Source organism: Streptomyces sp. HUAS 31 (genome assembly GCF_028198125.1).
In the GTDB taxonomy this organism is placed as follows: domain Bacteria; phylum Actinomycetota; class Actinomycetes; order Streptomycetales; family Streptomycetaceae; genus Streptomyces; species Streptomyces chartreusis.
Map to the genome: position 1 here is coordinate 3,129,190 of NZ_CP116353.1, position 26,641 is coordinate 3,155,830.

A 26,641-nucleotide genomic window follows, 5' to 3' on the forward strand; every position below is an offset into this window, starting at 1 on the left:
TGCGCCCCTAGTTTCCATGCCGCCCCCCAGGCACGACCCCCGTCGCCGACCGGTGGCGGGGCGGTCTCCACCTCTTGGAGTGAGAGTGGAACGTCGTAATCTGCTGCGTGCGGCCGTCCTCGGCGGTTCTGCCGCCGTCTTCGGCGGAACCCTGTGGCGCGGCGCCGCGTACGCCGCGCCGGCCCAGCCCGGCCCCGGCCCCTACGGGGCGCTGGGCTCCCCCGACGCCAACGGCATCAGACTCCCCAGCGGCTTCACCAGCCGCGTCATCGCCCGCTCCGGCCAGACGGTCTCCGGAACGTCGTACACCTGGCACAACGCCCCCGACGGCGGCGCCTGTTACGCGGACGGCAGCGGCTGGATCTACGTCTCCAACTCGGAGGTAAACCCCTCCGGTGGCGCGAGCGCGGTGAAGTTCTCGTCGTCGGGCTCGATCACGGCCGCGTACCGCATCCTCTCGTCCACCCGGCAGAACTGCGCGGGCGGCAAGACCCCGTGGAACACCTGGCTGTCCTGCGAGGAGGTGTCCCTGGGCTACGTCTACGAGACCGACCCGTGGGGTGTGAACGCCTCTGTGCAGCGCGCCGCGATGGGCCGCTTCAAGCACGAGGCGGCGGCGGCCGACCCGGTGCGGCAGGTGATCTACCTGACGGAGGACGAGACGAACGGCCGCTTCTACCGCTTCGTGCCGACGACCTGGGGCAACCTGTCCTCCGGCACCCTCCAGGTGATGGTCGCCGGCAGTGGCACCTCCGGCTCCTTCAGCTGGGCGAACGTCCCCGACCCGGACGGCTCCCCGACCGCCACCCGCTCCCAGGTCTCGGGCTCCAAGTCCTTCAACGGCGGCGAGGGCTGCCACTACGCCGACAACACGGTCTGGTTCACGACCAAGGGCGACAACCGGGTCTGGCAGCTCAACCTCACGTCGAACACCTACGAGCTGGCCTACGACGACTCCCTCGTCAACGGCACGGCCCCGCTCACCGGCGTCGACAACATCACCGGCTCCTCCTCCGGTGACCTGTTCGTCGCCGAGGACGGCGGCAACATGGAGATCTGCCTGATCACCCCGGACGACGTCGTCGCCTCGTTCCTGCGCATCGACGGCCAGTCCGGCTCGGAGATCACCGGCCCGGCGTTCTCCCCCGACGGCACCCGCCTGTACTTCTCCAGCCAGCGCGGCACGAGCGGCAGTTCGTCGGGCGGCATCACGTACGAGGTGACGGGACCCTTCCGCGCGTAGCGGTCACAAAACAGCCACACCTCCACCACACCCGCTCACCGGGCATTACGGTCATCCCCTCACGCAACACCAGTGGGGGGATGACATGACCAATCCGTACACCACGGCGCCCATGCCGCCGCAGCCACCGCTGCGCCCGGCCCCGAAGTGGGCCCGCAAACGCTACGTACTGCCCGCCCTCGCCCTTGCCTTCTTCATCGGCATCGGCGCGGGCGGCGCGTCCGGCGACGACTCGAAGACCACCGCGGCAAAGCCCACGTCGGCATCACCACAGCCCACGGTCACCGTCACCACGACGGCCGAGGCGCCCGAACCCGAGCCGGCCCCGACGGTGACGGCCACCAAGACGGTCAAGGTCACCAGGACGGTCACGGCCACACCCGCCCCGGACACCGCCACCGTCGACGACGACTCCTCCGGCGCGGACGTCCACTACGCCAACTGCTCCGAGGCCCGCGCGGCCGGCGCGGCCCCCGTCCACCGAGGCGAACCGGGCTACGCCTCCCACCTGGACCGGGACAACGACGGGGTGGGCTGCGACAGCTGAGGCCGCGACAGCTGAGGCCGCGACGGCCGAGGGCCGCGACGACCGCCCGCCGCGGTGCAGCTCGCGGCGGGCGACGACTTCACAGGTCCGGGCTCATTCGACGGGCCAGGGCTCACTTCACCGGGCCGGACGACTGGCCCCAAGCCCTGGACGAGGAACTAGGCCTCCGCCAGCGCAAGGTCAGGACGCTTTTGCAAGGTCGGTGCTCTACTACCTGCCATGGCGACACTTACGGAGCTTCAGCCTGCCCCTGTCATCGACGAGACCGCCCGGCTGCTGACCGAGCACTACGTCTTCCCCGAGATAGCCGAGCAGGTCGCCGGCCTGCTGCAACGACGCCTCGCCGAGGGCGCCTACGACGTCGACGGCGTCGAGGAGCTCGCCCGTGCGGTCACCGCGGACCTGCAGTCCGTCAACGGCGACCGACACCTGAGACTGAAGCACCACACCGACCCGGTTTCCCCCGAGCAGGGGGCGGCCACCATGGAAGCCATGCGCCGGGACTTCGACTCCTCACTGGGCGGTGCACCCCGGGTGGAACTGCTCGACGGAGGGGTCGCCGCACTGGAGCTGGCTCCGATGCTGTTTCCGCTGGAGTGGGCCGCCGAACCGCTGGGTGCCGCGCTCACCCTGGTCTCCCGCGCCCGGGCGCTGATCGTGGACCTGCGCGCCAACCGGGGCGGCGACCCGGACACGGTCGCCTTCGTCTGCAGCTACTTGCTCGACAACCGCACCCACCTCAACACCATGCACTGGCGTGACGGCGAGCGCCGCGAGCAGTCCTGGAGCCTGCCGCACGTTCCCGGCGCCCGCTTCGGCGGCAGCAAGCCGTTGTACGTGCTGTCCAGTGACAGCACCTTCTCCGCCGCCGAGGAGCTGGCGTACAACCTCCAGCAGCTCGGCCGCGCCGTGATCGTCGGCGAGCGCACCCGCGGCGGCGCACATCCGTGCAAGGGCTGGACGGTGCACCCGCACCTGGAGGCCACCATCCCCATGGGCCGCGCCATCAACCCCGTCTCCGGCACGAATTGGGAGGGCACGGGTGTGCAGCCGGACATCCCCTGCTCTGCTGCCGACGCCCTCGACCACGCACACTCGCTGGCCCTCGCCCGACTGGCAGGCTGACCCGGCCCGACGGTCTCGACGCGCGACGCACGGAAGGGCGGCACCCCCGCACGGGTGCCGCCCTCCTTCGTGATCCGGAGCCGCCGTCCATCGGTCTTGAGGGTCGGGGACGGACGGCGGCTCCGGGGTCGAAGGGGCCGTACGGGCTCGATGGCTCGTACGGCCCGTACCGCTAGCGGTGGTCGCTGCCCGCCGACTCGGACGCCGCGCGCCCCGCCTCGAGTCGCGCCACCGGGATGCGGAACGGCGAGCAGGAGACGTAGTCGAGGCCGACCTCGTGGAAGAAGTGCACCGACTCGGGGTCGCCGCCGTGCTCGCCGCAGACGCCGAGCTTCAGGTCGGGGCGGGTCTCACGGCCCGCCTTCGCCGCCGCCGCGACCAGGGAGCCGACGCCGTCCTTGTCGATCGTCTCGAACGGGGAGACGCCGAAGATGCCCTTCTCCAGGTACGCCGTGAAGAAGCTCGCCTCCACGTCGTCCCGGCTGAAGCCCCACACCGTCTGGGTGAGGTCGTTCGTGCCGAAGCTGAAGAACTCCGCCGCTTCCGCGATCTGGCCCGCCGTCAGCGCGGCGCGCGGGAGCTCGATCATCGTGCCGATCGAGAGCTTCAGCTTCGTGCCCGTCGCCGCCTCGACCTCCGCGATGACCTGGTCGGCCTCCTCGCGGACGATCTCCAGCTCCTGGACGGTGCCGACGAGCGGGATCATGATCTCGGCGCGCGGGTCGCCCTTGGCGTTCTTGCGGGCCGCCGCCGCTTCCGCGATCGCGCGGACCTGCATCGTGAACAGGCCGGGGATGACCAGGCCCAGGCGTACGCCGCGCAGACCCAGCATCGGGTTCTGCTCGTGCAGGCGGTGGACGGCCTGGAGGAGGCGCAGCTCGTTCTCGTGGGGCTCCTGACGGGACTCCGCCAGGGCCACCCGGACCGAGAGCTCCGTGATGTCCGGAAGGAACTCGTGCAGCGGCGGGTCGAGGAGACGGATCGTCACCGGCAGCCCGTCCATCGCCGAGAACAGCTCGACGAAGTCCTTCTTCTGGAGCGGCAGCAGCTCCGCGAGGGCGGCCTCGCGGACCTCTTCGGTGTCGGCGAGGATCAGCCGCTCGACCATCTCGCGGCGCTCACCGAGGAACATGTGCTCGGTGCGGCACAGGCCGATGCCCTGGGCGCCGAAGCGACGGGCGCGCAACGCGTCCTCGGCGTTGTCCGCGTTGGCGCGCACCCGCAGCCGGCGCTTGCGGTCCGCGAACGCCATGATGCGGTGGACGGCCTCCACCAGCTCGTCGGCGTCCTGCGCACCGGCGTGCATGCGGCCCTCGAAGTACTCCACGACGGGAGAGGGGACCACCGGGACCTCGCCCAGGTAGACCTTGCCGGACGAGCCGTCGATCGAGATGACGTCGCCCTCCTCGACGACGTGTCCCCCGGGGACCGTCATCCGGCGGCGCTTGGTGTCGACCTCGAGCTCCTCGGCGCCACAGACACAGGTCTTGCCCATGCCGCGCGCGACCACGGCCGCGTGGGATGTCTTGCCGCCGCGCGAGGTCAGGATGCCCTCGGCCGCGATCATGCCGTCGAGGTCGTCGGGGTTGGTCTCCCGGCGGACCAGGATGACCTTCTCGCCCGAACGCGACCACTTGACCGCGGTGTACGAGTCGAAGACGGCCTTGCCGACCGCCGCACCCGGCGACGCCGCGATGCCCCGGCCGACCTGCTCGACCTTGGCCTCCTCGTCGAACTTCGGGAACATCAGCTGCGCGAGCTGGGCGCCGTTGACGCGCTGGAGCGCCTCCGCCTCGTCGATGAGGCCCTGGTCCACGAGCTGGGTCGCGATACGGAAGGCGGCGCCCGCGGTGCGCTTGCCGACACGGGTCTGGAGCATCCACAGCTGACCGCGCTCGATCGTGAACTCGATGTCGCAGAGGTCCTTGTAGTGGTTCTCCAGCGTCTCCATGATCTGCATCAGCTGGTCGTACGACTTCTTGTCGATCGACTCCAGCTCAGCGAGCGGCACGGTGTTGCGGATGCCCGCGACCACGTCCTCGCCTTGGGCGTTCTGGAGGTAGTCGCCGTAGACGCCCTGGTGGCCGGAGGCGGGGTCGCGGGTGAAGGCGACGCCCGTGCCGGAGTCCGGGCCGAGGTTGCCGAAGACCATCGAGCAGACGTTGACGGCCGTGCCGAGGTCGCCGGGGATGCGCTCCTGGCGGCGGTACAGCTTGGCGCGGTCGGTGTTCCACGAGTTGAAGACCGCCTCGATGGCGAGGTCCATCTGCTCGCGGGGCTCCTGCGGGAAGTCCCGGCCGGCCTCCTTCTTGACGATCTTCTTGAAGGCGGTGACCAGCTTCTTGAGGTCGGCGGCCTCCAGGTCGGTGTCGACCGTGACCTTCTTGGCCTCCTTGGCCTTGTCGAGAGCCTCCTCGAAGAGGTCGCCGTCGACGCCGAGGACGGTCTTGCCGAACATCTGGATGAGGCGGCGGTAGGAGTCCCACGCGAACCGCTCGTCGCCGGCCTGCTCGGCGAGGCCCTTCACGGACTTGTCGGAGAGTCCGATGTTGAGGACCGTGTCCATCATGCCGGGCATGGAGAACTTGGCGCCGGAACGGACCGAGACCAGCAGAGGGTTGTCGGCCTGGCCGAGCTTCTTGCCCATGCGGCTCTCGAGAGCGTCGAGGTGCGCACTCACCTCGTCACGCAGTGCCGCCGGCTCCGCCCCGCTGTCGAGGTAGACCTTGCAGGCTTCCGTCGTGATCGTGAAGCCAGGGGGAACGGGAAGCCCCAGGTTGGTCATCTCGGCGAGGTTCGCGCCCTTGCCACCCAGGAGGTCCTTGAGGTCCTTGTTCCCCTCGGTGAAGTCGTAAACGAACTTCGCTACGTGGGGTTCTTTGTTTTCCGACACGGTCTCGACTCCCTCGAGGACGCGGTGGCTGCCCTGACGGCGAGGAACATACCCAGATCGAAGGCGCCTGGGTACGTCTACTCACGCGTCATGCGCCTGTAACCACCCGTCCGCCAGTGGATCGAAAGTCAAGGCTTGGCAAGCCGTGACGGGGTTATGTTTTCACTTCTTGAACGCAAGAGCGTCGACAAGTGCAGTTTCCCGCTCACATGAGCAGCCTTACCGCACGTTTGATTTCGATCGATGAACGATCAAGGGGTGGCACCCAGTGCCACCCCTTGGAGAAGTGCAGTCGCTCAAGATCCGCTCATCTGAGCGGAACCCTTATCAAGGGTGGCGAGAATCACGCTGCCACAGCCGCCGGAATTTCACCATGCGGACCCGACCTCGAAACGGAAACACGGCCGTCACACACCCAGCGCGACCAGCCGATCTTCCACTCGCTCGGGCGCGTAGAGATGCTCCACGACGAGCGCCCCGGCCCCGATCAGCCCGGCCCGCTCCCCCAGCCGCGAGGTCACGACGTCCAGATGAGCGGTGGAGCGCGGCAGCGCCCGCTGGTACAGCAGTTCCCGGACCCCGGTGAGGAAGGCCGTCCCGGCCAGATCCCCGGCGATCATCAGCACCCCGGGGTTGAGCAGCGTCACCACGGTCGCCAGCACGTCCCCGACCTGCCGCCCGGCCTCTCGCGCCAGCGCGGCCGCCCCCGGGTGCCCGGACGCGAGCAGGTCCCGCACGTCCGAGCCGGAGGCCGCGGGCACGCCCGTCTCGGCCAGTCGCCGGGCCACGGCACGGCCGCTGGCGACGGCGGCCAGACAGCCGTAGGAACCGCAGCGGCACTCGGCGTCCGCGCCCACCCGGATGTGCCCGATGTCGCCGGCGCCCCCGTCGATGCCCCGGTAGACCGAGCCGTCCACGACGACGCCCGCGCCGATACCGGTCGACACCTTGACCAGGACGAAGGCCGAGCAGTCCGGGTATCCGGTGCGCTGTTCGCCGTAGGCCATGAGGTTGGCGTCGTTGTCGACGAGGACCGGCACCGGTGCCGCGCCGGTCTCCTCGCCGAAGGCCCTCGCCAGCCGGCCCGTTATGTCGTAGCCGTCCCAGCCGGGCATGATCGGCGGCTGGACGACGCGGCCGGTCTCGCTGTCCACGGGGCCCGGCACCGCGAGTCCGATGCCGCAGACCTCCTCGGCCCCCCGCCCGGCCTTCTCCAGCAGCTCGGCGAACCAGCGCCCCAGGTCGCCAAGGACCGCCTCGGGCCCGTCCTCGACGACCAGCGTCCCGCTGTGCTCGGCGAGGATCTCGCCGGTCAGTGTGAGTACGGCGGCACGCGCGTGCCGGGTCTCCAGGTCGGCGGCGAGCACGATGGCGTGGGCGTCGTCGAACTCCAGCGTGATGGAGGGGCGTCCTCCCAGCGGGGAGTCCACGGGACCGCCGGCGCCCTCGCGCAGCCAGCCGGCGCGGAAGAGGCGGTCGAGGCGCTGGCCGACGGTGGCACGGGACAGCCCGGTCGCCTGCTGAAGTGCCCCGCGCGTGACGGCCCGTCCGCTCCGCACCAGTTCGAGCAGTTCCCCGGCGCTGGCCTGACCCCGTGCGCTCATGCACACCCCCTTGTGTTTCTCAAGCTTGCATTACATATTAGGTTTTGCGTGTTAAATAGACGTAACTCTAAGGTGTTGCCGACCGAACCGGTCGACCTGACGTCTTTTCGGGGAGCCCCGAGTGGATCGCACTGCCCAACTCACCGCCCGCCGCGCGGACCGTGACATTGCATACGATCCGCCGCCCGCGGCCGATTCCCCGCACGCCGGAGCCGCCCGCGTACTGGAGGAGAACTGGACCGGCACCTCCACGGTGCCCTCACGTGGTCTGTACCCCCACCAGTGGTCCTGGGACTCCGCGTTCATCGCGATCGGCCTCCGGCACGTCTCGCCGTTACGGGCGCAGACGGAACTGGAGACACTGCTCGATGCCCAGTGGGGTGACGGGCGCGTCCCGCACATCGTCTTCAACCCCTCCGTGCCGCTCGACGCCTACTTCCCGAGCCCCGACTTCTGGCGCTCCTCGACCGCCGGGCGGGCCGCGGGCGCCCCGCGCACCGTACAGACCTCCGGCATCGTGCAGCCACCGGTGCACGCGCTGGCCGCCTGGCTGGTGCACCGCGCCGACCCTGGGCTGTCCCGGGCGCGCGGTTTCCTCACCCGGGTCTATCCCCGGCTGGCCGCCTGGCACCGCTATCTGCTGCACCGGCGCGACCTCGGCGGCGCCGGCCTCGCGTCGGTCGTGCACCCCTGGGAACAGGGCATGGACAACAGCCCCTGCTGGGACGTGCCCCTGCGCCGCGTCCCGCCCGCGCCGACCCGCTCCTTCCGCCGCGCCGACCTCGACCACGGGGCGGCGGAGGACCGGCCGACCGATCTCGACTACGGGCGGTACGTGCGACTGGCGACGGACTACCGGGACCGCGGATACGCCGACGGCGGAAGTGCGGAGGCGGCCCGAACGGCCTCGTTCGAGGGTGGTGGCGGGGGACGAGCGGGCCTGTTCGCCGTCGAGGACCCGGCGTTCAACGCCCTGCTCATCGCCTCCGAGCACGCGCTGGCCGGCATCGCGCGGGAGCTGGGGGCGACCGGCACGGCAAGGCACGCCCGCGCCGAGCGCCTGACGGCGGCGCTGATCGACCGCATGTGGGATCCGGCGAGCGGGATGTTCCTCTGCCACGACGTACGGGCGGGCGGGCTCATCCCCGAACGCGGCGTCAGCGGCCTGATCCCGCTCCTGCTGCCCACCCTCCCGCGCGACATCGCCGCCACCCTGGTCGGCACGGCGCACGGCCCGCACTTCGGCCTCGGCCGCACCACCCGCCTCGCCCCGTCGTACGACCTGCTGGGCGAGGCATTCGACCCGAACCGCTACTGGCGGGGCCCGGCCTGGTTCAACACCGGCTGGCTGCTGGAGCGGGGCCTGCGCACGCACGGCGAGCGGGACCGGGCCGAGGCGCTGCGCGAGGCGATGCTCGACCTCGCCGTCGCCTCCGACTTCGCCGAGTACGTCGATCCGTACACCGGCAAGGGCTGCGGCACCACACGCTTCAGCTGGACGGCGGCGCTCACGCTCGACCTGCTGCACGACTTCGAGGACCTCATGGACCCCAAGGGAGGGAACCGGGAATGACGGACCGTCACCATCTGCTCGTGTACGGGGGTACGTTCGCCGCCGTGGGCGACGCCGGCGACATCAGCGGCGTACGGGCCGCCGGCTCTCCGGAGGGGTTGTTCGTACGCGACGCCAGGCATCTGAGCCGCTGGCAGCTCACCGTGGACGGGGCGGTGCCCGAGACGCTCTCGCCGGTGGCCGACGGTGACACGGCACGCTGTGTGCTGGTGCCGCGCGGCGGACGCGACGAACCTCCGGCGTACACGCTCTTCCGCGAACAGGCCGTCGGTGACGGCTCGTTCATCGACGCGATCCGTGTGACGAGCAACCGTCCGGTGCCGACGACGATCCATCTCGCGCTGACCGTCGACGCCGACTTCACCGACCAGTTCGAGCTGCGCTCGGACCACCGCACCTACGCCAAGTCCGGCGTCAAGCGCCGCCGCCAGGCCCTCGATCACGGCGTGGAGTTCAGCTACCAGCGGGGCGAGTGGCGCTCGGTGACGACGGTGACGGCCGAGCCCGCGCCGGACGCCGTCGAGGAGACCGGGACCGGTGCCCGCCGGCTGGTGTGGGCGCTGGACCTCGAACCGCACGGCACGACGGAGCTGACGCTGCGCGTGATGGCCCGCCCGCACGGCGACAAACGGGCCCTGCGCGTACCCCGCTCCCCCGCCGCCCTCTCCGCCCAACTCCTCTCGCAGGAGGGTGAGTTCGTCGAGGGCGTGGCCTTCCCGACGGGCTGGCCCGAGCTCGCCGCGGCCTGTGCGCGGGGCCTGGCCGACCTCGCCGCGCTCCAGGTCCCGGCGACGGGCCCCGACGGCGAGGAGCTGCGCGTTCCGGCCGCCGGAGCCCCCTGGTTCCTGACGCTGCTGGGCCGGGACGCCCTGCTCACCTCGCTCTTCACGCTGCCCTACCGGCCCCGGCTCGCCGCGGCCACCCTTCCGGCGCTGGCGGCGACCCAGGCGACGGAACGGACGGGACCGGACGGGGTCTGTCAGCCCGGCAAGATCGTGCACGAGGTCCGGCACGGCGAGCTGGCGCACTTCGGGCAGGTGCCGTACGGCCGTTACTACGGTTCCGTGGACGCGACGCCGCTGTTCCTGATCCTGCTCGGCGCGTATGTGGAGCAGACCGGGGACACGCCCCTGGCGCGGCGCCTGGAGTCGCACGCCCGTGCCGCGATCGGCTGGATGCTGGACCACGGCGGCCTGACCACCCGCGGCTATCTGGTCTACCGCGCCGACCAGGGCGGCCTCGCCAACCAGAACTGGAAGGACTCCCCCGGCGCGATCTGTTCCTCCGACGGCACCCGGCCGGCCGGCCCGGTGATGGCGGCGGGCGCCCAGGGCTATGCGTACGACGCCCTGCGCCGCACGGCGTGGCTGGCCCGCACGGCGTGGCAGGACGGGACGTACGCGGCGCTCCTGGAGCAGGCGGCGGCCGATCTGCGCGACCGTTTCCAGCGGGACTTCTGGATGCCGGCGCACTCCTTCCCGGCCCTGGCGCTGGACGGCGAGGGCCGCCAGGTGGACGCCCTCGCATCCGACGCCGGGCATCTGCTCTGGTCCGGGCTGCTGGACAAGGAGTACGGCGAGCTGGTGGGCCGGCGGCTGCTGGAGCCGGACTTCTTCTCCGGCTGGGGCGTGCGCACGCTTGCCTCCGGTCAGCCCGCCTACCACCCCCTGTCGTACCACCGCGGCTCGGTCTGGCCGCACGACAACGCCCTGATCAGCCTGGGGCTGGCGCGTTACGGCCTGCATGACGAGGCCCGGACGGTGGCGCACGCCCTGGTGGACGCGGCGACCACGACCGGGCATCGGCTGCCGGAGGTGCTGGCGGGCTACGGCCGCGACACCCACACGGAGCCGGTGCCGTACCCGCACGCGTGCGAACGGGAGTCCCGCTCGGCGGCGGCGCCGCTTGCTCTGCTGACGGCGGTGGGCGGCGCGTAGCGGCCCCTCTATGCATCTCCCACCCGCCCCACCCGTACAACTCTCGTCGCCGGGTGCGGGTGGCCCTTGTGGGCGCTGATCACCATCGGCGGCTGCAGGCCCGCGCGACCTGCGGCCGCCGCCCCCGCGAGCCTGTTGGCCCGCCGTTTGCCGGGTGTTTGCCGAGCGCTGGGGCTCGGGGGCTGAACATAGGTGCAGGCCAGCCCGTACGAGGTGATGGCGGGCCCCCAGCCTCCCCAGCGAGGCCCGCCACAACTCCAGCAGGGGCCTCGCACGGAAGGACCTTCGGGTGCCTGTCTTCACGCGCTTTCGTCAACCCAACAGCAAGAACGACGACTTGACCGACAAGGCCCCCACCGACAAGAAGCCCTCGGAAGAGCCCGCGCCGGACAACCAGCCGATCGAACCCGCGGCCGCCGACACCGACGAGCCCTCGACGGCGGATGCCCGGACCCTCGCCCCCGCCCCCACCGACGACGAGCCCTCGACGGGCGACGGGCCCGGCGACCCCGCGAACGCAGAGGAGCCTTCGGCAGACGACCGGACTCTCGAAGCCGCGGACGCCGACGGCGATGAACCCCCGCAGGGGCCACCCGCACCCGGCGACGAGAGTGTCACGGGTGGGGCGGGTGGGAGGGAATCGGGCGAAGGCGGAGCCGAGGACGAAAGGGGGCGGCGGCCATACCTCCGCTGGGCCCTCACCCTCCTCGCCGCCGCCCTCATCTACGTCTGCCTCCAGATGCCGAACACCCTCGGCAACCTCAGACTCCGGGAGTTCGTCCGCCTCCCCGCGGAAGCGGTCATCGGCGCCGCCGTACTCCTCAGCCTCCCCCGCCGCCCCCGCCTGATCACCGCGGCGATATCCGGCGCGGCTCTCGGCGCCCTCACCGTCCTCAACGTCCTGGACATGGGCTTCAACGAGTACCTGGGCCGGCACTTCAACATCGTCCTGGACTGGGAACTCCTCGACGACGCCCAGTCGTACATGCAGGACTCCATGGGCGGCTCCACCGCGGTGCTGCTCACGGTCGGCGCGATACTCCTCGCCGTGGTCCTGATAACCGTGGTCGCCCTCGCCACCGTCCACGTCGCCAACCTCCTTGCCCGGCACAAGGCGAACGCGTCCAAGGGCGCCCTGATGGCCGGCACCGTCTGGATCACCTGCACGGCGTTCGGCGTCCAGATCGCCGGCGTGCCGATCGCCGCCGACCACACCGCCGGCGTCGTCAAGGTGCACGCCCACCGCGCGCTGGACACCCTGCGCGACGAGGCGCAGTTCGCCAAGGACGCGAAGGCCGACACGTTCGGCGGCACACCACCCGCCCAGCTCGTCCCCGACCTGCGCGGCAAGGACATCGTCTTCACCTTCATCGAGAGCTACGGCCGCAGCGCGATCGAGGACCCGGAGATCGCCCCCGGCGTCACGAGCACGCTCGACACCAGCACGAAGGCCCTGGCGAAGGCCGGCTTCCACGCGAAGAGCGGCTGGCTGACGTCGGCGACGTTCGGCGGGAACAGCTGGCTGGGCCACTCCACCACCCTGTCCGGCCTGTGGATCGACAACCAGCAGCGCTACCGCACGGTCATGGCCAGCGACCACCTCAGCCTCACCAAGGTCTTCAAGAAGACCGGCGACTGGGACACGGTCGGCGTGATGCCGGGCGTGCAGAAGAGCTGGCCGGAACAGAAGTACTACGGCTTGGACAAGGTCTACAACGCCTTCCAACTCGGCTACAAGGGACCGAAGTTCAGCTGGTCGACGATGCCCGACCAGTACGCCCTGGAAGCCTTCCAGCGCCAGGTCCACGGCAAGGAGCGCGACAAGCCCCTGATGTCGGAGATCATCCTGACCTCCAGCCACCAGCCCTGGGCCCCGATCCCGAAGATGGTCGACTGGGACGATCTGGGTGACGGCTCGGTCTTCAAGTCCATCCAGAAGGCGGGCGTGAAGCCGGGAGACATCATCTCCGACTCCACCCGCTCCAAGCAGGAGTACGGCAAGTCCGTCTCGTACTCCGTCACCAGCCTCACCCAGTGGCTGGAGCGCTACGGCACCGACGACACCGTCCTCGTCTTCCTGGGCGACCACCAGCCGATGTCCCGGGTCAGCGGCGTCAGGGCCAGCCGGGACGTGCCGATCTCGATCGTCGCGAAGGACCCGAAGGTGCTGGACAAGATCGCCGACTGGAACTGGACGGACGGCCTCCAGCCCGCGCCCAAGGCCCCGGTGTGGAAGATGAGCTCCTTCCGTGACCGCTTCCTGACGGCCTACGGCTCCACGCCGAACCCGTCGAAGTAGCCCCGCCGGACCGCACGGGCGCATCAGCCCCCGGAGGTGTCCAGCTCCGCGTCCTCGCTGATGCCCGCGCAGTCGTAGGGGTCCTTCAGCCAGCCGTCCGGCAGCACCACCCGGTTGTTGCCGGACGTACGGCCGCGGGGCCCGTCGGCGCCGGCGGGCCAGGGCTGGTCGAGGTCCAGCTCGTCGAGACCGCCGCGCAGCGCCTGGAGCGAGGACGTGATCGCGAGCCGCTTGCGCATCTCGGAGCCGACCGCGAAGCCCTTCAGGTACCAGGCGACGTGCTTGCGGAAGTCGATGACACCGCGCGCCTCGTCGCCGATCCACTCGCCGAGCAGCGTGGCGTGCCGGACCATGACGTCGGCTACCTCACGCAGCGTCGGCCGCGCGATGTCCTGCGTACGTCCTTCGAAGACCGCGACCAGGTCGGCGAACAGCCAGGGCCGCCCGAGGCACCCGCGTCCGACGACCACGCCGTCGCAGCCGGTCTCGCGCACCATCCGCACCGCGTCCTCGGCCGACCAGATGTCGCCGTTGCCGAGCACGGGGATCTCCGGCACATGCTCCTTCAGGCGCGCGATGGCGTCCCAGTCGGCGGTGCCGCCGTAGTGCTGGGCGGCGGTGCGGCCGTGCAGCGCGATGGCCGTGACGCCCTCCTCGACGGCGATCCGCCCGGCGTCGAGGTAGGTGATGTGGTCGTCGTCGATGCCCTTGCGCATCTTCATCGTGACCGGCAGGTCACCGGCCCCGCTGACGGCCTCCCGCAGGATCGCCCGCAGCAGGTTCCGCTTGAACGGCAGCGCGGAGCCGCCGCCCTTGCGGGTCACCTTCGGCACCGGGCAGCCGAAGTTCAGGTCGATGTGATCGGCCAGGCCCTCCTCCGCGATCATGCGGACGGCCTTGCCGACGGTGGCGGGGTCGACGCCGTACAGCTGGATCGAGCGCGGCTTCTCGGTCGCGTCGAAGTGGATCAGCTGCATGGTCTTCTCGTTGCGCTCGACCAGCGCCCGGGTCGTGATCATCTCGCTGACGAACAGCCCCTTGCCGCCGCTGAACTCCCTGCACAGGGTGCGGAAGGGCGCGTTCGTGATCCCGGCCATGGGGGCGAGGACGACGGGCGGCTGGACGGTGTGGGGGCCGATCTGCAACGGCGAGGCGGTCGTGGGCATCCACCCATTCTCACGTACCGGACCGGGTGCGGCTAAATTCATTAGTTAGGCGTACTATTCAAGGATGCCGGAGCTCAGCCCACGCCGCCGAGTGCTGGTCCTCGCGATCTGCTGCATGAGCCTGCTGATCGTGAGCCTCGACACCACGGCCCTCAACGTCTCCCTCCCCGCGATGCAGCGCGATCTCGGCGCGAGCACATCGGGGCTGCAGTGGACGATCGACGCGTACACCCTCGTCCTGGCCTCGCTGCTGATGCTGGCCGGCTCCACGGCGGACCGGATCGGCCGCAAACGCGTCTTCATGACCGGCCTGATCCTGTTCACCATCGGCTCGGCCCTGTGCTCCGCCGCACCGACCCTCGATTCGCTGATCGTCTTCCGGATGGTGCAGGCGGTCGGCGGTTCGATGCTCAACCCGGTCGCGATGTCGATCATCACCAACACCTTCACCGACCCGCGCGAACGGGCGCGGGCGATCGGCGTGTGGGGCGGTGTCGTCGGCATCTCGATGGCCGCGGGACCGCTGGTCGGGGGTCTGCTCGTGGACGCGGTCGACTGGCGTGCGATCTTCTGGGTCAACCTTCCGGTGGGCCTGACCGCCCTCCTGCTCACCCTCCGCTTCGTCCCCGAGTCCAGGGCGCCCAAGGCCCGCCGGCTGGACCCGGTGGGCCAGCTCCTGGTGATCGCGCTGTTCGGCGCGCTGACGTACGCGATCATCGAGGCGCCGAACGCCGGGTTCGCCTCGGTGCTGCCGTTCGCGGCGGTCGCGGCGGCGGCCCTGCTCGGCCTCCTCTGGTACGAGCCGCGCCGTGCCGAGCCCCTGATCGACCTGCGGTTCTTCCGGTCGGCGCCGTTCAGCGGGGCCACGGTGATCGCGATCGGCGCGTTCGCCGCGCTGGGCGGGTTCCTGTTCCTGTCGACGCTGTACCTGCAGAACGTGCGCGGGCTGGACGCGCTGCACGCGGGTCTGTGGATGCTGCCGATGGCGACGCCGATGTTCCTGTGCGCACCGCTGTCCGGGCGGCTGGTCGGCAGCCGGGGGCCGCGGCTGCCGCTGCTGGTCGCGGGCGTCGCGATGACGACGAGCTGCGCGCTGTTCGCGCTCTTCGAGGCGGAGACGTCCAATGTCACGCTGCTGCTCGGGTACGTGCTGTTCGGCATCGGGTTCGGGTTCGTGAACGCGCCGATCACCAATACGGCGGTGTCGGGGATGCCGCGGGCCCAGGCCGGGGTCGCGGCCGCCGTCGCCTCCACCAGTCGTCAGCTGGGGCAGACGCTGGGGGTGGCGGTGATCGGGGCGGTGCTGGCGGCCGGGATCGGTTCGTCCTCGTACCGGGAGTCGTTCGTGGCCGCCGCCGGGCCTGGGTGGTGGGTTCTCACGGGGTGCGGGCTGCTCGTCCTTGTCGTGGGCGCCGTGACGAGTGGGCCGTGGGCACGCAGGACTGCTGAACGTACGGCTCAGACGCTGGAGTCCGCCGAGATTCGCGATGCGTCCCGGGTTGTCGCGTAGTTCGGCGGCTATCGGTGAGTGGGGGCTGGCCGCGCAGTTCCCCGCGCCCCTTTGAGGGCGATTTCGTGCAGCTTCTCCAGTCGTACTCCCGACTCCTCGTCCGCCGGGACGTAAGTCACCATCCTCGGGCCCACGTCCGGGCTCAGCCACAGGTCGGTGTGGTCGACCAGGATTCGGCCGACGTGGCGGTTGAGGAACTCCTTGCGCTTGCTGCGGTGGGACACCACCTCGTGGCGCTCCCAGACCTCGCGGAACTCGGGGGATTCGGTGCGCAGGCGCCCGAGGAGCATCTTCCAGGCGGGCTCGCCGAGATGACCGGCCATCGCGGCCCGGAAGCGAGCGGCCATCAGGCGCTGGGTCTCCTCCAGGTGCACGATCGAGGACTGCCAGTCCTGGTTGGTGTACGACAGGATCATGCAGTTGCGGTCCTCGGGCGGCACCGCCTCCAGGTCGCAGAGCAGCAGGCCGTAGGTGCGGTTGTGGGCGAGGATGTCGTACCGGCTGTTCTGCAGGCACGCCGGATACGGCTCCAGCTGCTCCAGTACTGCCCGCATCGCGGGCGTCACCGACGGGCAGGCCGTCGCGGGCGTGGGGTCCACCGCCCCGGCCAGCTGGAAGAGATGGGACCGCTCGCTGGGGTCGAGCATCAGGGTGCGGGCGAGGGCGTCGAGGACCTGGACGGAGACCTGGATGTCGCGGGCCTGCTCCAACCACGTGTACCAGGTCACCCCGACAGCGGCGAGGTGGGCGACCTCCTCGCGGCGCAGGCCGGGTGTGCGGCGCCGGCTGCCGCGGGGCAGGCCGACCTGCTCGGGGGTGATGTGCTCGCGGCGATGGCGCAGGAAGGCGGCGAGTTCATGGCGGCGGACCGCCGAGGCGGCCGTACCGTGCGAGCCGTCCGCGGTCGCCGTCGTCTCCTGCGCCATGGTCGTCATTCCTCCAGCCTGCCGCTTCCCCGACCCTGTTTCCAGGTGGTTCCGCTACCAGGATAAGGACACTCTGGTACCAGTCTCCGGGCCGTCGCAGCCTGGTGAGCGTGACCGAAACCATCACTTCGCACAAGGCCGACCGGGCCACCGCGGCGGCGCCCTCGCTCGGTGGCCTCGGCCTGTTCACGGTGCTGCTCGCAGCGGCACTGCCCCTCATCGACTTCTTCATCGTCAACGTGGCCCTGCCCACCATCGGCCACGACCTCGCGGCGAGCGAGGCCGTGCTCGAACTCGTGGTGGCGGGCTACGGGTTGGCGTACGCCGTGCTGCTCGTCCTCGGCGGGCGGCTCGGTGACCTGTTCGGCCGGCGTCGGCTGTTCCTCGGCGGCATGGCGGCCTTCGGGCTGACGTCGCTGGCGTGCGGCCTCGCCCCCAGCGCGTGGATGCTCGTCGCGGCGCGGGTCGCGCAGGGCGCGGCGTCCGCGGCGATGCTGCCGCAGGTGCTCGCCACGATCCAGTCGGCCACCAGCGGCGGGCGCCGCGCGAAGGCCATGGGCCTGTACGGCGCGACGGCCGGCCTGTCGATGGTCGCCGGGCAGATCCTCGGCGGCGTCCTGGTCGCGGCGGACATCTGGGGCACGGGCTGGCGCTCGGTGTTCCTGGTGAACGTGCCCGTCGTCCTGGTCGGCCTGTTCCTGGCCGCCCGCACGGTCCCCGAGACCCGCTCCCAGCACCCGGAGCCGCTCGACGGCCCCGGCACGGTCCTGCTCGCCGCCGCACTGATCACGCTGCTGGCCCCGCTCACCGAGGGCCGGGCGGCGGGCTGGCCGCTGTGGACGTGGCTGTCGCTGGCGGCGTTCCCGTTCGTGGCGGCGGCGTTCTACGCGGTGGAGCGCAGGGCGGACCGCAAGGGCCGTACGCCGCTGGTGCCGCCGAGTCTGTTCGGCCTGCTGTCGCTGCGCCGCGGTCTGGTGATGATCGTGCCGTTCTCGATCGGCTTCAGCGGCTTCATGTTCGTGATCGCGGTGGCGTTGCAGCAGGGTGCGGGGCTCGGTCCGGTCGGGGCGGGTCTTGCGCTGGTGCCGATGGCGGTGGCGTTCTTCTTCGTCTCGCTCGCCGGCCCGCGGCTGGTCGCCCGGTACGGCACCCGGATCGTGACCGCCGGTGCCGCGATCCAGGGCGTCGGCGTGGCCCTGATAGCGCTGGCCGCCTGGCGTTCCTGGCCGGACCTCGGCCTGCTCGAACTGCTTCCGGGCGCGGCGATCGCCGGTGCGGGCCAGGCCCTCCAACTCCCGGTCGTCTTCCGGATCGTGCTGTCCGAGGTGCCGCCGGCCAGGGCGGGCGTGGGCAGCGGGGTGATGATCACGACCCAGCAGTCGGCGCTGGCGCTGGGTGTGGCGACCCTCGGCACCCTGTTCCTCTCCCTCGTCCCGGGGGCGGGCATGCGGGACGCCCTGGTGACGACGCTGCTGGTCCAGCTGGCCGGTGTGGCGCTGACGGGCCTGCTCAGCCTGCGTCTGCCGCGCACGATCTCCTGAGCGAGTTGTGAGGGTGTGGCCACAGGTTGGTCAACTCGCCGGGCGGGAGTCCCTGTTGATGTTGGTCTTGTTGCACACTCCTTGCTGCGCGGCGCCGCGCATGGAATCTCGATGTCCTCGGACGCTGGAGGCGTCATGCTGGAGATCAACACGAGCAAGGTGAGCCGCTGGGACCACCACGGACGAGAACATGTCGTACGGGTACTCCGCAGGGGCACGCAGCGCACGGTCAGATGCGACACCTGTGGCTGGCGCAAGGGCGCGCAGTTCCTGCCCTGGCTGAAGGCGGAGGAGCATCTGGCCGAGGCCCACCAGGCCACGGTGGACCCGACCGAGTCGCAGACCGGCGGATGAGCCTCATCCGCCGCTACCGGCCCGGGGACCGCGAGGCCGTCGAGGACATCTGCGTCCGCACGGCGCACCTGGGCGGCGACAGCCGGCCGCACTACCGGGACCCCGGCATCTTCCCGGCGACCTTCGCGGTCCCGTACGCCGTCCTGGAGCCGGACCTGGCGTTCGTCCTGGACGACGGGGACGGGCGGGCCGTCGGCTATGTCGTGGGCGCCGCGGACACCCCGCGCTTCGTGACGGCGTTCCGCACACGGTGGCTGCCGTCGGCCGCCGGCCGGTATCCCCTGCCGGAGGGGCCGCCCCGTACGCCGGACGAGGAGTTGGTCGGGCTGCTGCACGACCCGGAGCGGATGCTCGTCGCGGAGGTCGCCGCCTACCCGGCCCATCTCCACATCGACCTGCTGCCCGGCTGGCAGGGCCGCGGCCACGGGCGCGCGCTGATGCGCACCCTGCTGCAGGCCCTCGGGGACAAGGGGGTCCCGGCGGTGCACCTGACGATGGTCACCGCCAACACCCCGGCGCGGGCGTTCTACGACCGGCTGGGCTTCCACGAGATAGCCGTCCCGGACCCGGGCCCGGTCACCTTCCTCGGCCGTACGACGGGCGCACTCGACACCCTGTGACGGCTCAGCCGCGGGCCCGCAGCCCGCACAGCAGCAGGTCCACGAGGGCCTCGAAGTCGCCCTCCACGCCGGGCCGTTCCCACTCCCGGGCGTAGTGCGGGTCGTGGAAGAAGCCGGTCGCCTGGAACAGGGCGCCCGCGGTGACGGCCGGGTCCTCGGCGGTGAAGGCGCCCGCGGCGACGCCCGCGCGCACGAGCTCGGTGAGCTGGCCGGTGAGTTCGGCGATGTGCTCGCCGACGACCGTCTCGGCGGTCTCGGTGGTCAGCACCGTGTAGGTGGCGAACAGCTCCGGGTCGTCGAACGCCTTGCGGCGCTTGGCGGCGAACAGCGCCGCGAGCCACTCGCGCACCCGGGTCTCCGGTTCCAGGTCGGGTGCCGCGACGATGGCCGCGAGCACCTGCGTGGTCCGGTCCAGCCACCGCTTGGTGACCGCTTCGCGCAGCGCCGCCTTGGTACGGAAGTGCCGGTAGACGCTGCCATGGCTGACGCCGAGCGCGCGGGCCACGTCGACCACGGTGGCCTTGGCCGGGCCGTGGCGGCGCAGCACCTCCTCGGTGGCTTCGAGGATGCGCTCGGCGGTCAGGGTCTGGGGCGTCGGTGGCATGCTCTAGACCGTACCTGGCAGGGGGCTGGTCACTTGCTGCCCAGGTATGCCATCTGCGGGGCCGGGTAGCGGTCGCCCGCCGCGGCGTCCGCCGGGACCGCCCGCTCGATCGCCGCGAGGTCGGCGTCGTCCAGCGTGACGTCCAGCGCGCCCAGCGACTCGGTGAGCCGCTCGCGGGTGCGGGCGCCGACGAGCGGCACGATGTCGTCGCCGCGGGAGAGCACCCAGGCGATGGCGATCTGGGCGACGGAGACGCCCTTCTGCCCGGCGATCTTCCGCAGGGCCTCGACGAGGTCGAGGTTGTGCTGGAGGTTCTCGCCCTGGAAACGGGGAGAGTACGCCCGGAAGTCGTTGGCGGCGAGCTGCCGGTCGCGGGTGAAGTGACCGGAGATCAGCCCGCGCGACAGGACGCCGTACGCGGTGATGGAGATGCCCAGTTCACGGGTGGCCGGCAGGACCTCCTCCTCGATGCCGCGGGAGATCAGGGAGTACTCGATCTGAAGGTCGGCGATCGGGGCGGTGGTGGCGGCCCGGCGGATGGTGTCCGCGCCGACCTCGCTGAGGCCGACGTGGCGGACGTATCCCTTCTCGATCAGTTCGGAGATCGCGCCGACGGTCTCCTCGATCGGTACGTCGGGGTCGAGCCGGGCGATCCGGTAGACGTCGATGTGGTCGACGCCCAGGCGCTGGAGGGAGTAGGCGGCGAAGTTCTTCACGGCGGCCGGGCGGCCGTCGTGTCCGATCCAGTCGCCGTCCGGGGAGCGCAGGGCGCCGAACTTCACGCTGACCAGGGCCTGTTCGCGCAGGGCGGCGGGTGCGGTGCGCAGCGCCTCGCCGATCAGCATCTCGTTGTGGCCCATGGCGTAGAAGTCGCCGGTGTCCAGCAGCGTCACGCCCGCTTCGAGGGCGGCGTGGACGGTGGCGATCGACTCGGTCCGGTCCGCGTCGCCGTACAGCGCGGACATGCCCATGCAGCCGAGGCCGAGGGCGGAGACCTGGGGGCCGGTGGTTCCGAGGGAGCGGGTTTGCATCGTCATGCCTCCACCATGCCCTAACAGCTGACAGATTTCAATATCTGTCATTCCATACTTGTCAGCGCACTCACCTGCCCCCCAATGTGGTCCAGACCTATTGACGAAAGGTCTGGACCACGAGCACTGTCATGCCTACGACATCGCGCCCCGACCCCCACCGGGAGGCCCCGTATGCTCCGCCGCGCCCTCAGCTTGCTCACCGCGGCTCTGGCGACCGTCTGTCTCGCCCAGCTCCCCGCCGCGTCCCCCGCGTCAGCCGCCGACACCTGCGCGGTGAAGTCCAAGCCGTCCGGCAAGGTCCTCCAGGGCTACTGGGAGAACTGGGACGGCGCCGCCAACGGCGTCCACCCGCCCTTCGGCTGGACCCCGATCACCGACTCCCGCATGGCCGCGCACGGCTACAACGTGATCAACGCGGCGTTCCCGGTCATCCGCTCCGACGGCACGGCCCTGTGGGAGGACGGCATGGACAGCGGGGTGAAGGTGGCCACCCCCGCGGAGATGTGCGCGGCCAAGGCGTCCGGCCAGACGATCCTGCTCTCGATCGGCGGCGCGACCGCCGGCATCGACCTCAACTCGACGGCCGTCGCGGACAGGTTCGTCGCGACGATCGTGCCGATCCTGAAGAAGTACAACTTCGACGGCATCGACATCGACATCGAGACGGGCCTGGTGGGCAGCGGGAACATCAGCCAACTGTCCACGTCCCAGGCCAACCTGATCCGCATCATCGACGGGATCCTGGCGCAGATGCCGTCCAACTTCGGCCTGACGATGGCCCCGGAGACGGCGTACGTCACCGGCGGCAGCGTCGTCTACGGCTCGATCTGGGGCGCGTACCTGCCCATCATCAAGAAGTACGCCGACAACGGCCGCCTGTGGTGGCTGAACATGCAGTACTACAACGGCAGCATGTACGGCTGCTCCGGCGACTCCTACTCGGCGGGCACCGTCGCCGGCTTCACCGCCCAGACGGACTGCCTCAACAAGGGCCTTGTAGTGCAGGGCACGACCATCAAGGTGCCCTACGACAAGCAGGTGCCCGGCCTGCCCGCACAGTCCGGCGCGGGCGGCGGCTACATGTCACCGTCCCTCGTCGCCCAGGCCTGGCGGCACTACGGCACCTCGCTCAAGGGCCTGATGACCTGGTCGATCAACTGGGACGGCTCGAAGAACTGGACCTTCGGCGACAACGTCAGGTCGTTGCAGGGCCGTTGACGCCGGGGGCACGCAGGTCCCGGACATACCGGTCGAGCAGCGTGCCGTCATCGGTGAACCGCTGCCCGCCGGGCGTGAACCCCGCCCGGCGGGCCACTGCCATGGACGCCGCGTTCCCCGGCCCCACCTGGATCACGGCCTCCTTACTGCCCACGCCGGCCGCGTACCGGCAGACCAGGAGGACGGCGCGGGTGGCCAGGCCGCGTCCCCGCCACGCCGGATAGAGGCCATAGGCGACATTGACCTGGCCGCGGGTGAGGCCCTCCGCCGCGAAGCGCAGGTCGATCGTGCCCGCGAGCGTCCCGTCGGCGCCCGCGCGGATGCCGAAGGCGCGCAGCGAGCCGGCCGTCGCCCACTGTTCCTCGCAGTGCCGGATGTAGGCGTCGACGCCCTCGCGCGTGCCGGGGCCGCCGCTGAGCCAGCGGACCAACTGCTCGTCCTCGCCCGCGAGATGGGCCTCGGCGTCGGCCGGGCGCAGCGGGGACAGGGTGATCACCCCGTCGGACAGTTCCACCTCACGCAACCCCGGGACACCTGCCCTCAGCCCAGTCCATCGGCGTACAGGGCGGCGAACAGGCCCTGCACACGGGTGCCGTCGGGCAACTGCCAGGCGCCGCCGACATGGCCGATGGCCCCCTCGGGCGGCAGCGGGGCACCCTGCGGGGCGGGCCGCAGGACACGGTGCAGCCGCAGGGTCGTGCCGTCCGGCGCGGCCAGCAGGGTGCCGCTCGCCGAGTCCTCGACGACGGGGGCGGCGACCTGCCCCGCCCCGAGGCCCGGACCGGCGTAGGAGCGGGTGACCTCCCGGTCGACGGCGTCGGTGACGCTCTGCGCCTGGGCCTCGGCCCGCCCCTCGATCAGCGCCCACAACCGGTCGACCAGCACCGGGTCGTGGCAGCCGTCGTAGGCCCAGCGCGGCCCGAGCACCCCGTGCTCCATGGTGCCGACGAGGGCGTGCTCGGCGCCTTCGAGAGGAGCGCCGCGATACGTCAGCGGAACCAGATAGCCGACCGTCTCCGGACCGGAGTCGTCCGTCACCACCATGAACTCGATCCCGACCTCGCCCTCCGGGTCGTCCAGCCGGAAGCCACCGGCCTTGACCGGCCGGGCTTCACCGGCGCCGACGTACCACGGGCGGGTGGGCAGCCACGCGGTGAGCAGTTCCAGCTTCGTCGGCTTGAGGGTGGTGTGGTGAATGATGGCCATGCCGCAGGCTCTCACGGAAACCCGACCGACTGGTACGCTTTTTCGATCATGATGACGACGTACTTCTTCCACCTCCGCTAGCCGCTCCGTCGGCACGACGCGGAACACCCCGGCGCCGGCGATGCGGGACGGTCCTCCACCGTCCCGGGCTTCGACGTGGGAGAAGACGGCATCATGCGCACACCGCGCGTGTTCCTGGTGGCCCGGTGCGTACGCGGGCTGGAGTCCGCCCTCGGCACCGAGGTTCTGCGGACGCACTCCGCGACCATCGACCGGATCGGCCACCGCGAGGTGGGCTTCCGGGTGACCGACGACGACATCGCCCCTCGGCTCCGCACCGCCGACGATGTCTTCCTGCCGGCCCACCGCCGGCCGGACATCGGCCCGCACAAGAGCGACCTGCCCGAACTGGCCTCCCTGGCCCGCGAGTTCGACCTGGCGGACCTGGCCCGCGACCGCCGGACCTTGGGCGGCCCGTCCGGCTTCGGCGACGGCATCGAGATCTCGGCGTCCTTCCTGGGCCGCAGGACGTACAACCGCTACGACATCGAGGACACCGTCGGCCGGGTGCTGGCCGAGCGGGCGGGGCTGCCGTACCACTCGCGCCGGCACGGCGAGGCGCCCCCGCCCGGCCACAGCGGCTGGCGGCTGACCCTGGACGGCACCGACGCCACCCTGCTGCTGCGTCTGGGCCGGCGCCCCGCGCACCGGCGCGCCTACAAGAACGCGACGATCCCGGGCACCCTGCACCCGCCGGTCGCCGCCGCCATGGCCCAGGCCGCCGAACTACGGCCGGGACAACGGGTGCTGGACCCCTGCTGCGGCGCGGGCACGCTGCTGATCGAGGCCCATCACACGGCGCCGGGCACCACCCTGCTCGGCTTCGACCTCGACCCGGCCGCGCGCCGGGCGGCACGGGAGAACGCCGGCCGGCTGCCGGTCACGGTCCGCCGCGGCGACGCCGGGGCCCTCCCCCTCGCCGACCGCAGCGTGGACCGCGTGCTGTGCAACCCGCCGTGGGGCGCACAGGTCGACGCGAGCGGCCGTCTCGCCGGGCACCCGGAACGCTGGTGGCACGAACTCGCCAGGGTCCTCACGGACGAGGGACGCGCGGTGGTGCTCCTGCCGGACGCGAGCAGCCTCGCCCACGCCCTGACGGTCGGCCTGTCCCCGGTCCACGTCCAACGCCTCAGCCTGTTCGGCAGCCGACCGCTCCTGATCCACCTGGAACGCCGAGTCCTCGCACCCCCCAAGGGGCGCGGGGAACTGCGCGACCAGCCCCCCGTCGCCGCAGCCGAACCACGGCGCACCCGGCGGAGCCGCTAGCGGGCGGTGACCGCCAGCTTCGCGCCCAGCGCCAGGAACGACCCGGCGAAGGTCCGCCGCAGCCACGTCATCACCCGGGGCCGGGAGGTGACGTGGCTGCGCACGGAGGCCGCGAGGACGCCGTACGCCGCGAAGACCACGAACGTCGCCGCCATGAACACCCCGCTGAGCACGAGCATGCGGGGCACCGCGTTCGCCTCGGCCGGGTCCACGAACTGCGGCAGGAAGGCGAAGAAGAACATCGTCAGCTTCGGATTGAGGATGTTGATCAGCACGCCCCGTAGGACCACCCGCCCCACGGACAGCGGCGCGGGCTCCTCGTCCACCACGAGGGCGTCCTTGTCCCTGATCGTCGCCCACGCCATGTACAGCAGATAGGCGACGCCCGCGAACTTCAGCACCTGAAAGGCGGTCGCACTCGCGTGCAGCAGCGCGGCGACGCCGGTGATCGTGGCCACCATGTGCGGCACGATCCCGAGCGTGCAGCCGAGCGCGGCGACGACACTCGCCCGCCGCCCACGGGACAGAGCGGCGGCGAGCGTGTAGACGACACCGGTACCGGGAGTCGCGACGACGACGAGGGTGGTGAGAAGAAAGGCGAGACTCATACGGACCACCCTGCCGGGCCCGCCGTGGAGCCGTACAAGGCCAATCGCCCACCCGGTTCCGGGACCAATCACCGCTCCGTTCGACACGGTTGGGCGATGGCCGGAGAATCGAAGTGTCGGGCGAGCAGCCCCCGGTGGCGCCTGCCCCCGGCTCCGTGGACGGCCCTGCGCCACCGCAGAGGAGGCGCCATGACCATCCGTATCGCCACCTTCAACGCGGAGAACCTCTTCCGCCGACCCAAGGCCCTCGGCATCCCTGATGTCGAACGACGGCGCCGTATCCTTGCCGACTTCGCCGAGTTGGTGTCGCTGCTGGACCTGGGGAGGTACGAGCGGGACGAGAAGCTGAGGATCGCCGAACTCGTCCAGAAGCACCGGGCCTACGAGACGAACCCGAAGAACCCCCCGCCGATCTTCGTGAACCAGACCCGGATAGGCGGAGCCAAGCTCTTCCAGACCTTCGGAGAGCCGGGTAGCGCCGACTTCGAGGTACGGGTCGTCGCCAGCGGCCGTGGAAACTGGACGGGTTGGGCCGAACTCGTGCGGGAGGACCTGGGCGGGGACGCCGTGAAGAACACCGGCCGAGTGGTCGCCGAGGTCAACGCCGACATCCTGCTGATGGTCGAGGTCGAGGACCGGCTCACCCTGCAGCGCTTCAACGAGCAGATCCTCGACGGGGCCCTGAAGATGAAGCCGTACCCGTACAGCATGCTGATCGACGGCAACGACATCCGCGGTATCGACATCGGAGTGCTGAGCCGCCACCCGATCACCTCGATACGGCCGCATCTCTTCGAGCGCCACGACAACCGGCCGTTGTTCAGCCGGGACTGCCCCGAGTTCGAGATCGATCTCGGCGGAGAGAAGCCCTTGTGGCTGCTCGGCAACCACCTCAAGAGCAAGAGCAGTGACGACCCGGCGCTGCGACTGGCCCAGGCCCGGCGGGTGGCGAAGATCTACGAGGCCGCCCTGAAGCGCTCGCCGAAGGTCGTGGTCGCCGGAGACCTCAACGACTCCCCCGACAGCGAACCCGTAGAAGCGCTCCTGGAGACCGGCCTTCAGGACGCGATGAGTCACCCGGCCTACCGGGGACTGCCCGGCACCTTCGGTGAGTGCGACTCACCCCGCCGCAAGATCGACTACCTGCTCATGTCGCCGCAGGTGTTCAGCGGCGTACAGCACGTCGCCCTGGAGACCCGCGGAATCCACGCCGAGGGCATCAAGTCCTTCGACTCCGTGAAGTCGAGCGCCGACGCCGCCTCCGATCACGCCGCTCTCTACGCCGATCTGGACCTGTGAACGACAAG

The 26,641-nt window shown here is 71.0% G+C and carries 22 protein-coding genes; 13 read left to right on the plus strand and 9 right to left on the minus strand.

Annotation, left to right across the window (positions count from 1 at the left end):
* Positions 1-85 precede the first annotated feature (85 nt).
* From PGH47_RS13790 to PGH47_RS13800, 3 genes are all read left to right on the plus strand, one after another.
* On the plus strand, positions 86-1,243 hold the full coding sequence (locus PGH47_RS13790) for an alkaline phosphatase PhoX (RefSeq protein ID WP_271663682.1): 1,158 nt from the start codon (positions 86-88) through the stop codon (positions 1,241-1,243).
* A gap of 85 nt (positions 1,244-1,328) precedes the next feature.
* Positions 1,329-1,790, plus strand: coding sequence for an excalibur calcium-binding domain-containing protein (locus PGH47_RS13795; RefSeq protein ID WP_271663683.1), 462 nt, complete (start codon positions 1,329-1,331; stop codon positions 1,788-1,790).
* Between the two features lie 219 nt (positions 1,791-2,009).
* On the plus strand, positions 2,010-2,915 hold the full coding sequence (locus tag PGH47_RS13800) for a S41 family peptidase (RefSeq protein ID WP_271663684.1): 906 nt from the start codon (positions 2,010-2,012) through the stop codon (positions 2,913-2,915).
* A 172-nt stretch (positions 2,916-3,087) separates the two neighbouring features.
* Here the strand turns inward: PGH47_RS13800 and ppdK are convergent, their stop codons facing one another.
* A complete protein-coding gene (gene ppdK / locus PGH47_RS13805; RefSeq protein ID WP_125528578.1) occupies positions 3,088-5,808 on the minus strand; it encodes a pyruvate, phosphate dikinase in 2,721 nt (906 codons plus the stop codon).
* 407 nt (positions 5,809-6,215) lie between these two features.
* On the minus strand, positions 6,216-7,412 hold the full coding sequence (locus PGH47_RS13810; RefSeq protein WP_271663685.1) for an ROK family transcriptional regulator: 1,197 nt from the start codon (positions 7,410-7,412) through the stop codon (positions 6,216-6,218).
* A 121-nt stretch (positions 7,413-7,533) separates the two neighbouring features.
* Between PGH47_RS13810 and PGH47_RS13815 the strand changes: the two genes are divergently transcribed.
* The 3 genes from PGH47_RS13815 (at position 7,534) to PGH47_RS13825 (ending at position 13,221) form a co-directional block, all read left to right on the plus strand.
* Positions 7,534-8,985, plus strand: coding sequence for an MGH1-like glycoside hydrolase domain-containing protein (locus tag PGH47_RS13815; protein WP_271663686.1), 1,452 nt, complete (start codon positions 7,534-7,536; stop codon positions 8,983-8,985).
* On the plus strand, positions 8,982-10,922 hold the full coding sequence (locus PGH47_RS13820; RefSeq protein ID WP_271663687.1) for an amylo-alpha-1,6-glucosidase: 1,941 nt from the start codon (positions 8,982-8,984) through the stop codon (positions 10,920-10,922). The genes PGH47_RS13815 and PGH47_RS13820 overlap by 4 nt, the downstream gene beginning before the upstream one ends.
* A gap of 337 nt (positions 10,923-11,259) precedes the next feature.
* A complete protein-coding gene (locus tag PGH47_RS13825) occupies positions 11,260-13,221 on the plus strand; it encodes a CDP-alcohol phosphatidyltransferase (RefSeq protein WP_443048486.1) in 1,962 nt (653 codons plus the stop codon).
* A gap of 23 nt (positions 13,222-13,244) precedes the next feature.
* Here the strand turns inward: PGH47_RS13825 and dusB are convergent, their stop codons facing one another.
* Complete coding sequence (gene dusB / locus PGH47_RS13830) at positions 13,245-14,387, minus strand: tRNA dihydrouridine synthase DusB (protein WP_271663688.1); 1,143 nt, start codon at positions 14,385-14,387, stop codon at positions 13,245-13,247.
* A 64-nt stretch (positions 14,388-14,451) separates the two neighbouring features.
* Between dusB and PGH47_RS13835 the strand changes: the two genes are divergently transcribed.
* Entirely contained in the window at positions 14,452-15,897 is a 1,446-nt protein-coding gene (locus tag PGH47_RS13835) for an MFS transporter (protein WP_271663689.1), read from the plus strand.
* 8 nt (positions 15,898-15,905) lie between these two features.
* On the opposite strand, the gene PGH47_RS13840 is transcribed toward PGH47_RS13835, so the two are convergent.
* Positions 15,906-16,832 carry a helix-turn-helix transcriptional regulator gene (locus PGH47_RS13840; protein WP_443048487.1) on the minus strand — a complete coding sequence of 309 codons (927 nt, stop codon included), beginning with the start codon at positions 16,830-16,832 and terminating at the stop codon, positions 15,906-15,908.
* Positions 16,833-16,933: 101 nt separating this feature from the next.
* Between PGH47_RS13840 and PGH47_RS13845 the strand changes: the two genes are divergently transcribed.
* The 3 genes from PGH47_RS13845 to PGH47_RS13855 all read left to right on the plus strand — a co-directional run bounded on the left by PGH47_RS13845 (position 16,934) and on the right by PGH47_RS13855 (position 19,338).
* On the plus strand, positions 16,934-18,364 hold the full coding sequence (locus PGH47_RS13845) for an MFS transporter (RefSeq protein ID WP_271663691.1): 1,431 nt from the start codon (positions 16,934-16,936) through the stop codon (positions 18,362-18,364).
* A 135-nt stretch (positions 18,365-18,499) separates the two neighbouring features.
* The gene (locus tag PGH47_RS13850; RefSeq protein WP_271668048.1) at positions 18,500-18,718 is read left to right on the plus strand and encodes a hypothetical protein; all 219 of its coding nucleotides are present in this window, start codon (positions 18,500-18,502) and stop codon (positions 18,716-18,718) included.
* Positions 18,715-19,338: a GNAT family N-acetyltransferase gene (locus PGH47_RS13855; protein ID WP_271663692.1), complete on the plus strand. Its 624-nt coding sequence runs from the start codon at positions 18,715-18,717 to the stop codon at positions 19,336-19,338. The genes PGH47_RS13850 and PGH47_RS13855 overlap by 4 nt, the downstream gene beginning before the upstream one ends.
* 4 nt (positions 19,339-19,342) lie before the next feature.
* Here PGH47_RS13855 and PGH47_RS13860 read toward each other — a convergent pair whose 3' ends face one another.
* Together PGH47_RS13860 and PGH47_RS13865 are read right to left on the minus strand one after the other, a co-directional pair.
* On the minus strand, positions 19,343-19,942 hold the full coding sequence (locus PGH47_RS13860; RefSeq protein WP_271663693.1) for a TetR family transcriptional regulator: 600 nt from the start codon (positions 19,940-19,942) through the stop codon (positions 19,343-19,345).
* Positions 19,943-19,971: 29 nt separating this feature from the next.
* Positions 19,972-20,979, minus strand: a complete 1,008-nt coding sequence (locus PGH47_RS13865; RefSeq protein ID WP_271663694.1) for an aldo/keto reductase — start codon at positions 20,977-20,979, stop codon at positions 19,972-19,974.
* A gap of 168 nt (positions 20,980-21,147) precedes the next feature.
* On the opposite strand from PGH47_RS13865, the gene PGH47_RS13870 reads away from it, so the two are divergent.
* The gene (locus PGH47_RS13870) at positions 21,148-22,194 is read left to right on the plus strand and encodes a chitinase (RefSeq protein ID WP_107906663.1); all 1,047 of its coding nucleotides are present in this window, start codon (positions 21,148-21,150) and stop codon (positions 22,192-22,194) included.
* On the opposite strand, the gene PGH47_RS13875 is transcribed toward PGH47_RS13870, so the two are convergent.
* Both PGH47_RS13875 and PGH47_RS13880 read right to left on the minus strand, forming a co-directional pair.
* Positions 22,172-22,708 carry a GNAT family N-acetyltransferase gene (locus tag PGH47_RS13875; protein WP_271668049.1) on the minus strand — a complete coding sequence of 179 codons (537 nt, stop codon included), beginning with the start codon at positions 22,706-22,708 and terminating at the stop codon, positions 22,172-22,174. The genes PGH47_RS13870 and PGH47_RS13875 overlap by 23 nt on opposite strands.
* Positions 22,709-22,734: 26 nt before the next feature.
* Positions 22,735-23,400: a maltokinase N-terminal cap-like domain-containing protein gene (locus PGH47_RS13880; protein ID WP_271663695.1), complete on the minus strand. Its 666-nt coding sequence runs from the start codon at positions 23,398-23,400 to the stop codon at positions 22,735-22,737.
* Positions 23,401-23,574: 174 nt separating this feature from the next.
* On the opposite strand from PGH47_RS13880, the gene PGH47_RS13885 reads away from it, so the two are divergent.
* On the plus strand, positions 23,575-24,726 hold the full coding sequence (locus PGH47_RS13885; protein WP_271663696.1) for a methyltransferase domain-containing protein: 1,152 nt from the start codon (positions 23,575-23,577) through the stop codon (positions 24,724-24,726).
* Here PGH47_RS13885 and PGH47_RS13890 read toward each other — a convergent pair.
* Positions 24,723-25,334 (minus strand): LysE family translocator, encoded by a 612-nt coding sequence (locus PGH47_RS13890; protein WP_271663697.1) that lies wholly within the window; start codon positions 25,332-25,334, stop codon positions 24,723-24,725. The genes PGH47_RS13885 and PGH47_RS13890 overlap by 4 nt on opposite strands.
* A gap of 189 nt (positions 25,335-25,523) precedes the next feature.
* On the opposite strand from PGH47_RS13890, the gene PGH47_RS13895 reads away from it, so the two are divergent.
* Positions 25,524-26,633 carry an endonuclease/exonuclease/phosphatase family protein gene (locus PGH47_RS13895; protein WP_271663698.1) on the plus strand — a complete coding sequence of 370 codons (1,110 nt, stop codon included), beginning with the start codon at positions 25,524-25,526 and terminating at the stop codon, positions 26,631-26,633.
* Positions 26,634-26,641: the final 8 nt, after the last annotated feature.

Coding starts and splice junctions, on each gene's coding strand:
- PGH47_RS13795 (WP_271663683.1), top strand. CDS start 1,329: ATGACCAATCCGTACACCACGGCGCCCATGCCGCCGCAGCCACCGCTG.
- PGH47_RS13800 (WP_271663684.1), top strand. CDS start 2,010: ATGGCGACACTTACGGAGCTTCAGCCTGCCCCTGTCATCGACGAGACC.
- PGH47_RS13810 (WP_271663685.1), bottom strand. CDS start 7,412: ATGAGCGCACGGGGTCAGGCCAGCGCCGGGGAACTGCTCGAACTGGTG.
- PGH47_RS13820 (WP_271663687.1), top strand. CDS start 8,982: ATGACGGACCGTCACCATCTGCTCGTGTACGGGGGTACGTTCGCCGCC.
- dusB (WP_271663688.1), bottom strand. CDS start 14,387: ATGCCCACGACCGCCTCGCCGTTGCAGATCGGCCCCCACACCGTCCAG.
- PGH47_RS13835 (WP_271663689.1), top strand. CDS start 14,452: ATGCCGGAGCTCAGCCCACGCCGCCGAGTGCTGGTCCTCGCGATCTGC.
- PGH47_RS13840 (WP_443048487.1), bottom strand. CDS start 16,832: ATGACGACCATGGCGCAGGAGACGACGGCGACCGCGGACGGCTCGCAC.
- PGH47_RS13850 (WP_271668048.1), top strand. CDS start 18,500: ATGCTGGAGATCAACACGAGCAAGGTGAGCCGCTGGGACCACCACGGA.
- PGH47_RS13855 (WP_271663692.1), top strand. CDS start 18,715: ATGAGCCTCATCCGCCGCTACCGGCCCGGGGACCGCGAGGCCGTCGAG.
- PGH47_RS13860 (WP_271663693.1), bottom strand. CDS start 19,942: ATGCCACCGACGCCCCAGACCCTGACCGCCGAGCGCATCCTCGAAGCC.
- PGH47_RS13865 (WP_271663694.1), bottom strand. CDS start 20,979: ATGACGATGCAAACCCGCTCCCTCGGAACCACCGGCCCCCAGGTCTCC.
- PGH47_RS13870 (WP_107906663.1), top strand. CDS start 21,148: ATGCTCCGCCGCGCCCTCAGCTTGCTCACCGCGGCTCTGGCGACCGTC.
- PGH47_RS13880 (WP_271663695.1), bottom strand. CDS start 23,400: ATGGCCATCATTCACCACACCACCCTCAAGCCGACGAAGCTGGAACTG.
- PGH47_RS13885 (WP_271663696.1), top strand. CDS start 23,575: ATGCGCACACCGCGCGTGTTCCTGGTGGCCCGGTGCGTACGCGGGCTG.
- PGH47_RS13890 (WP_271663697.1), bottom strand. CDS start 25,334: ATGAGTCTCGCCTTTCTTCTCACCACCCTCGTCGTCGTCGCGACTCCC.
- PGH47_RS13895 (WP_271663698.1), top strand. CDS start 25,524: ATGACCATCCGTATCGCCACCTTCAACGCGGAGAACCTCTTCCGCCGA.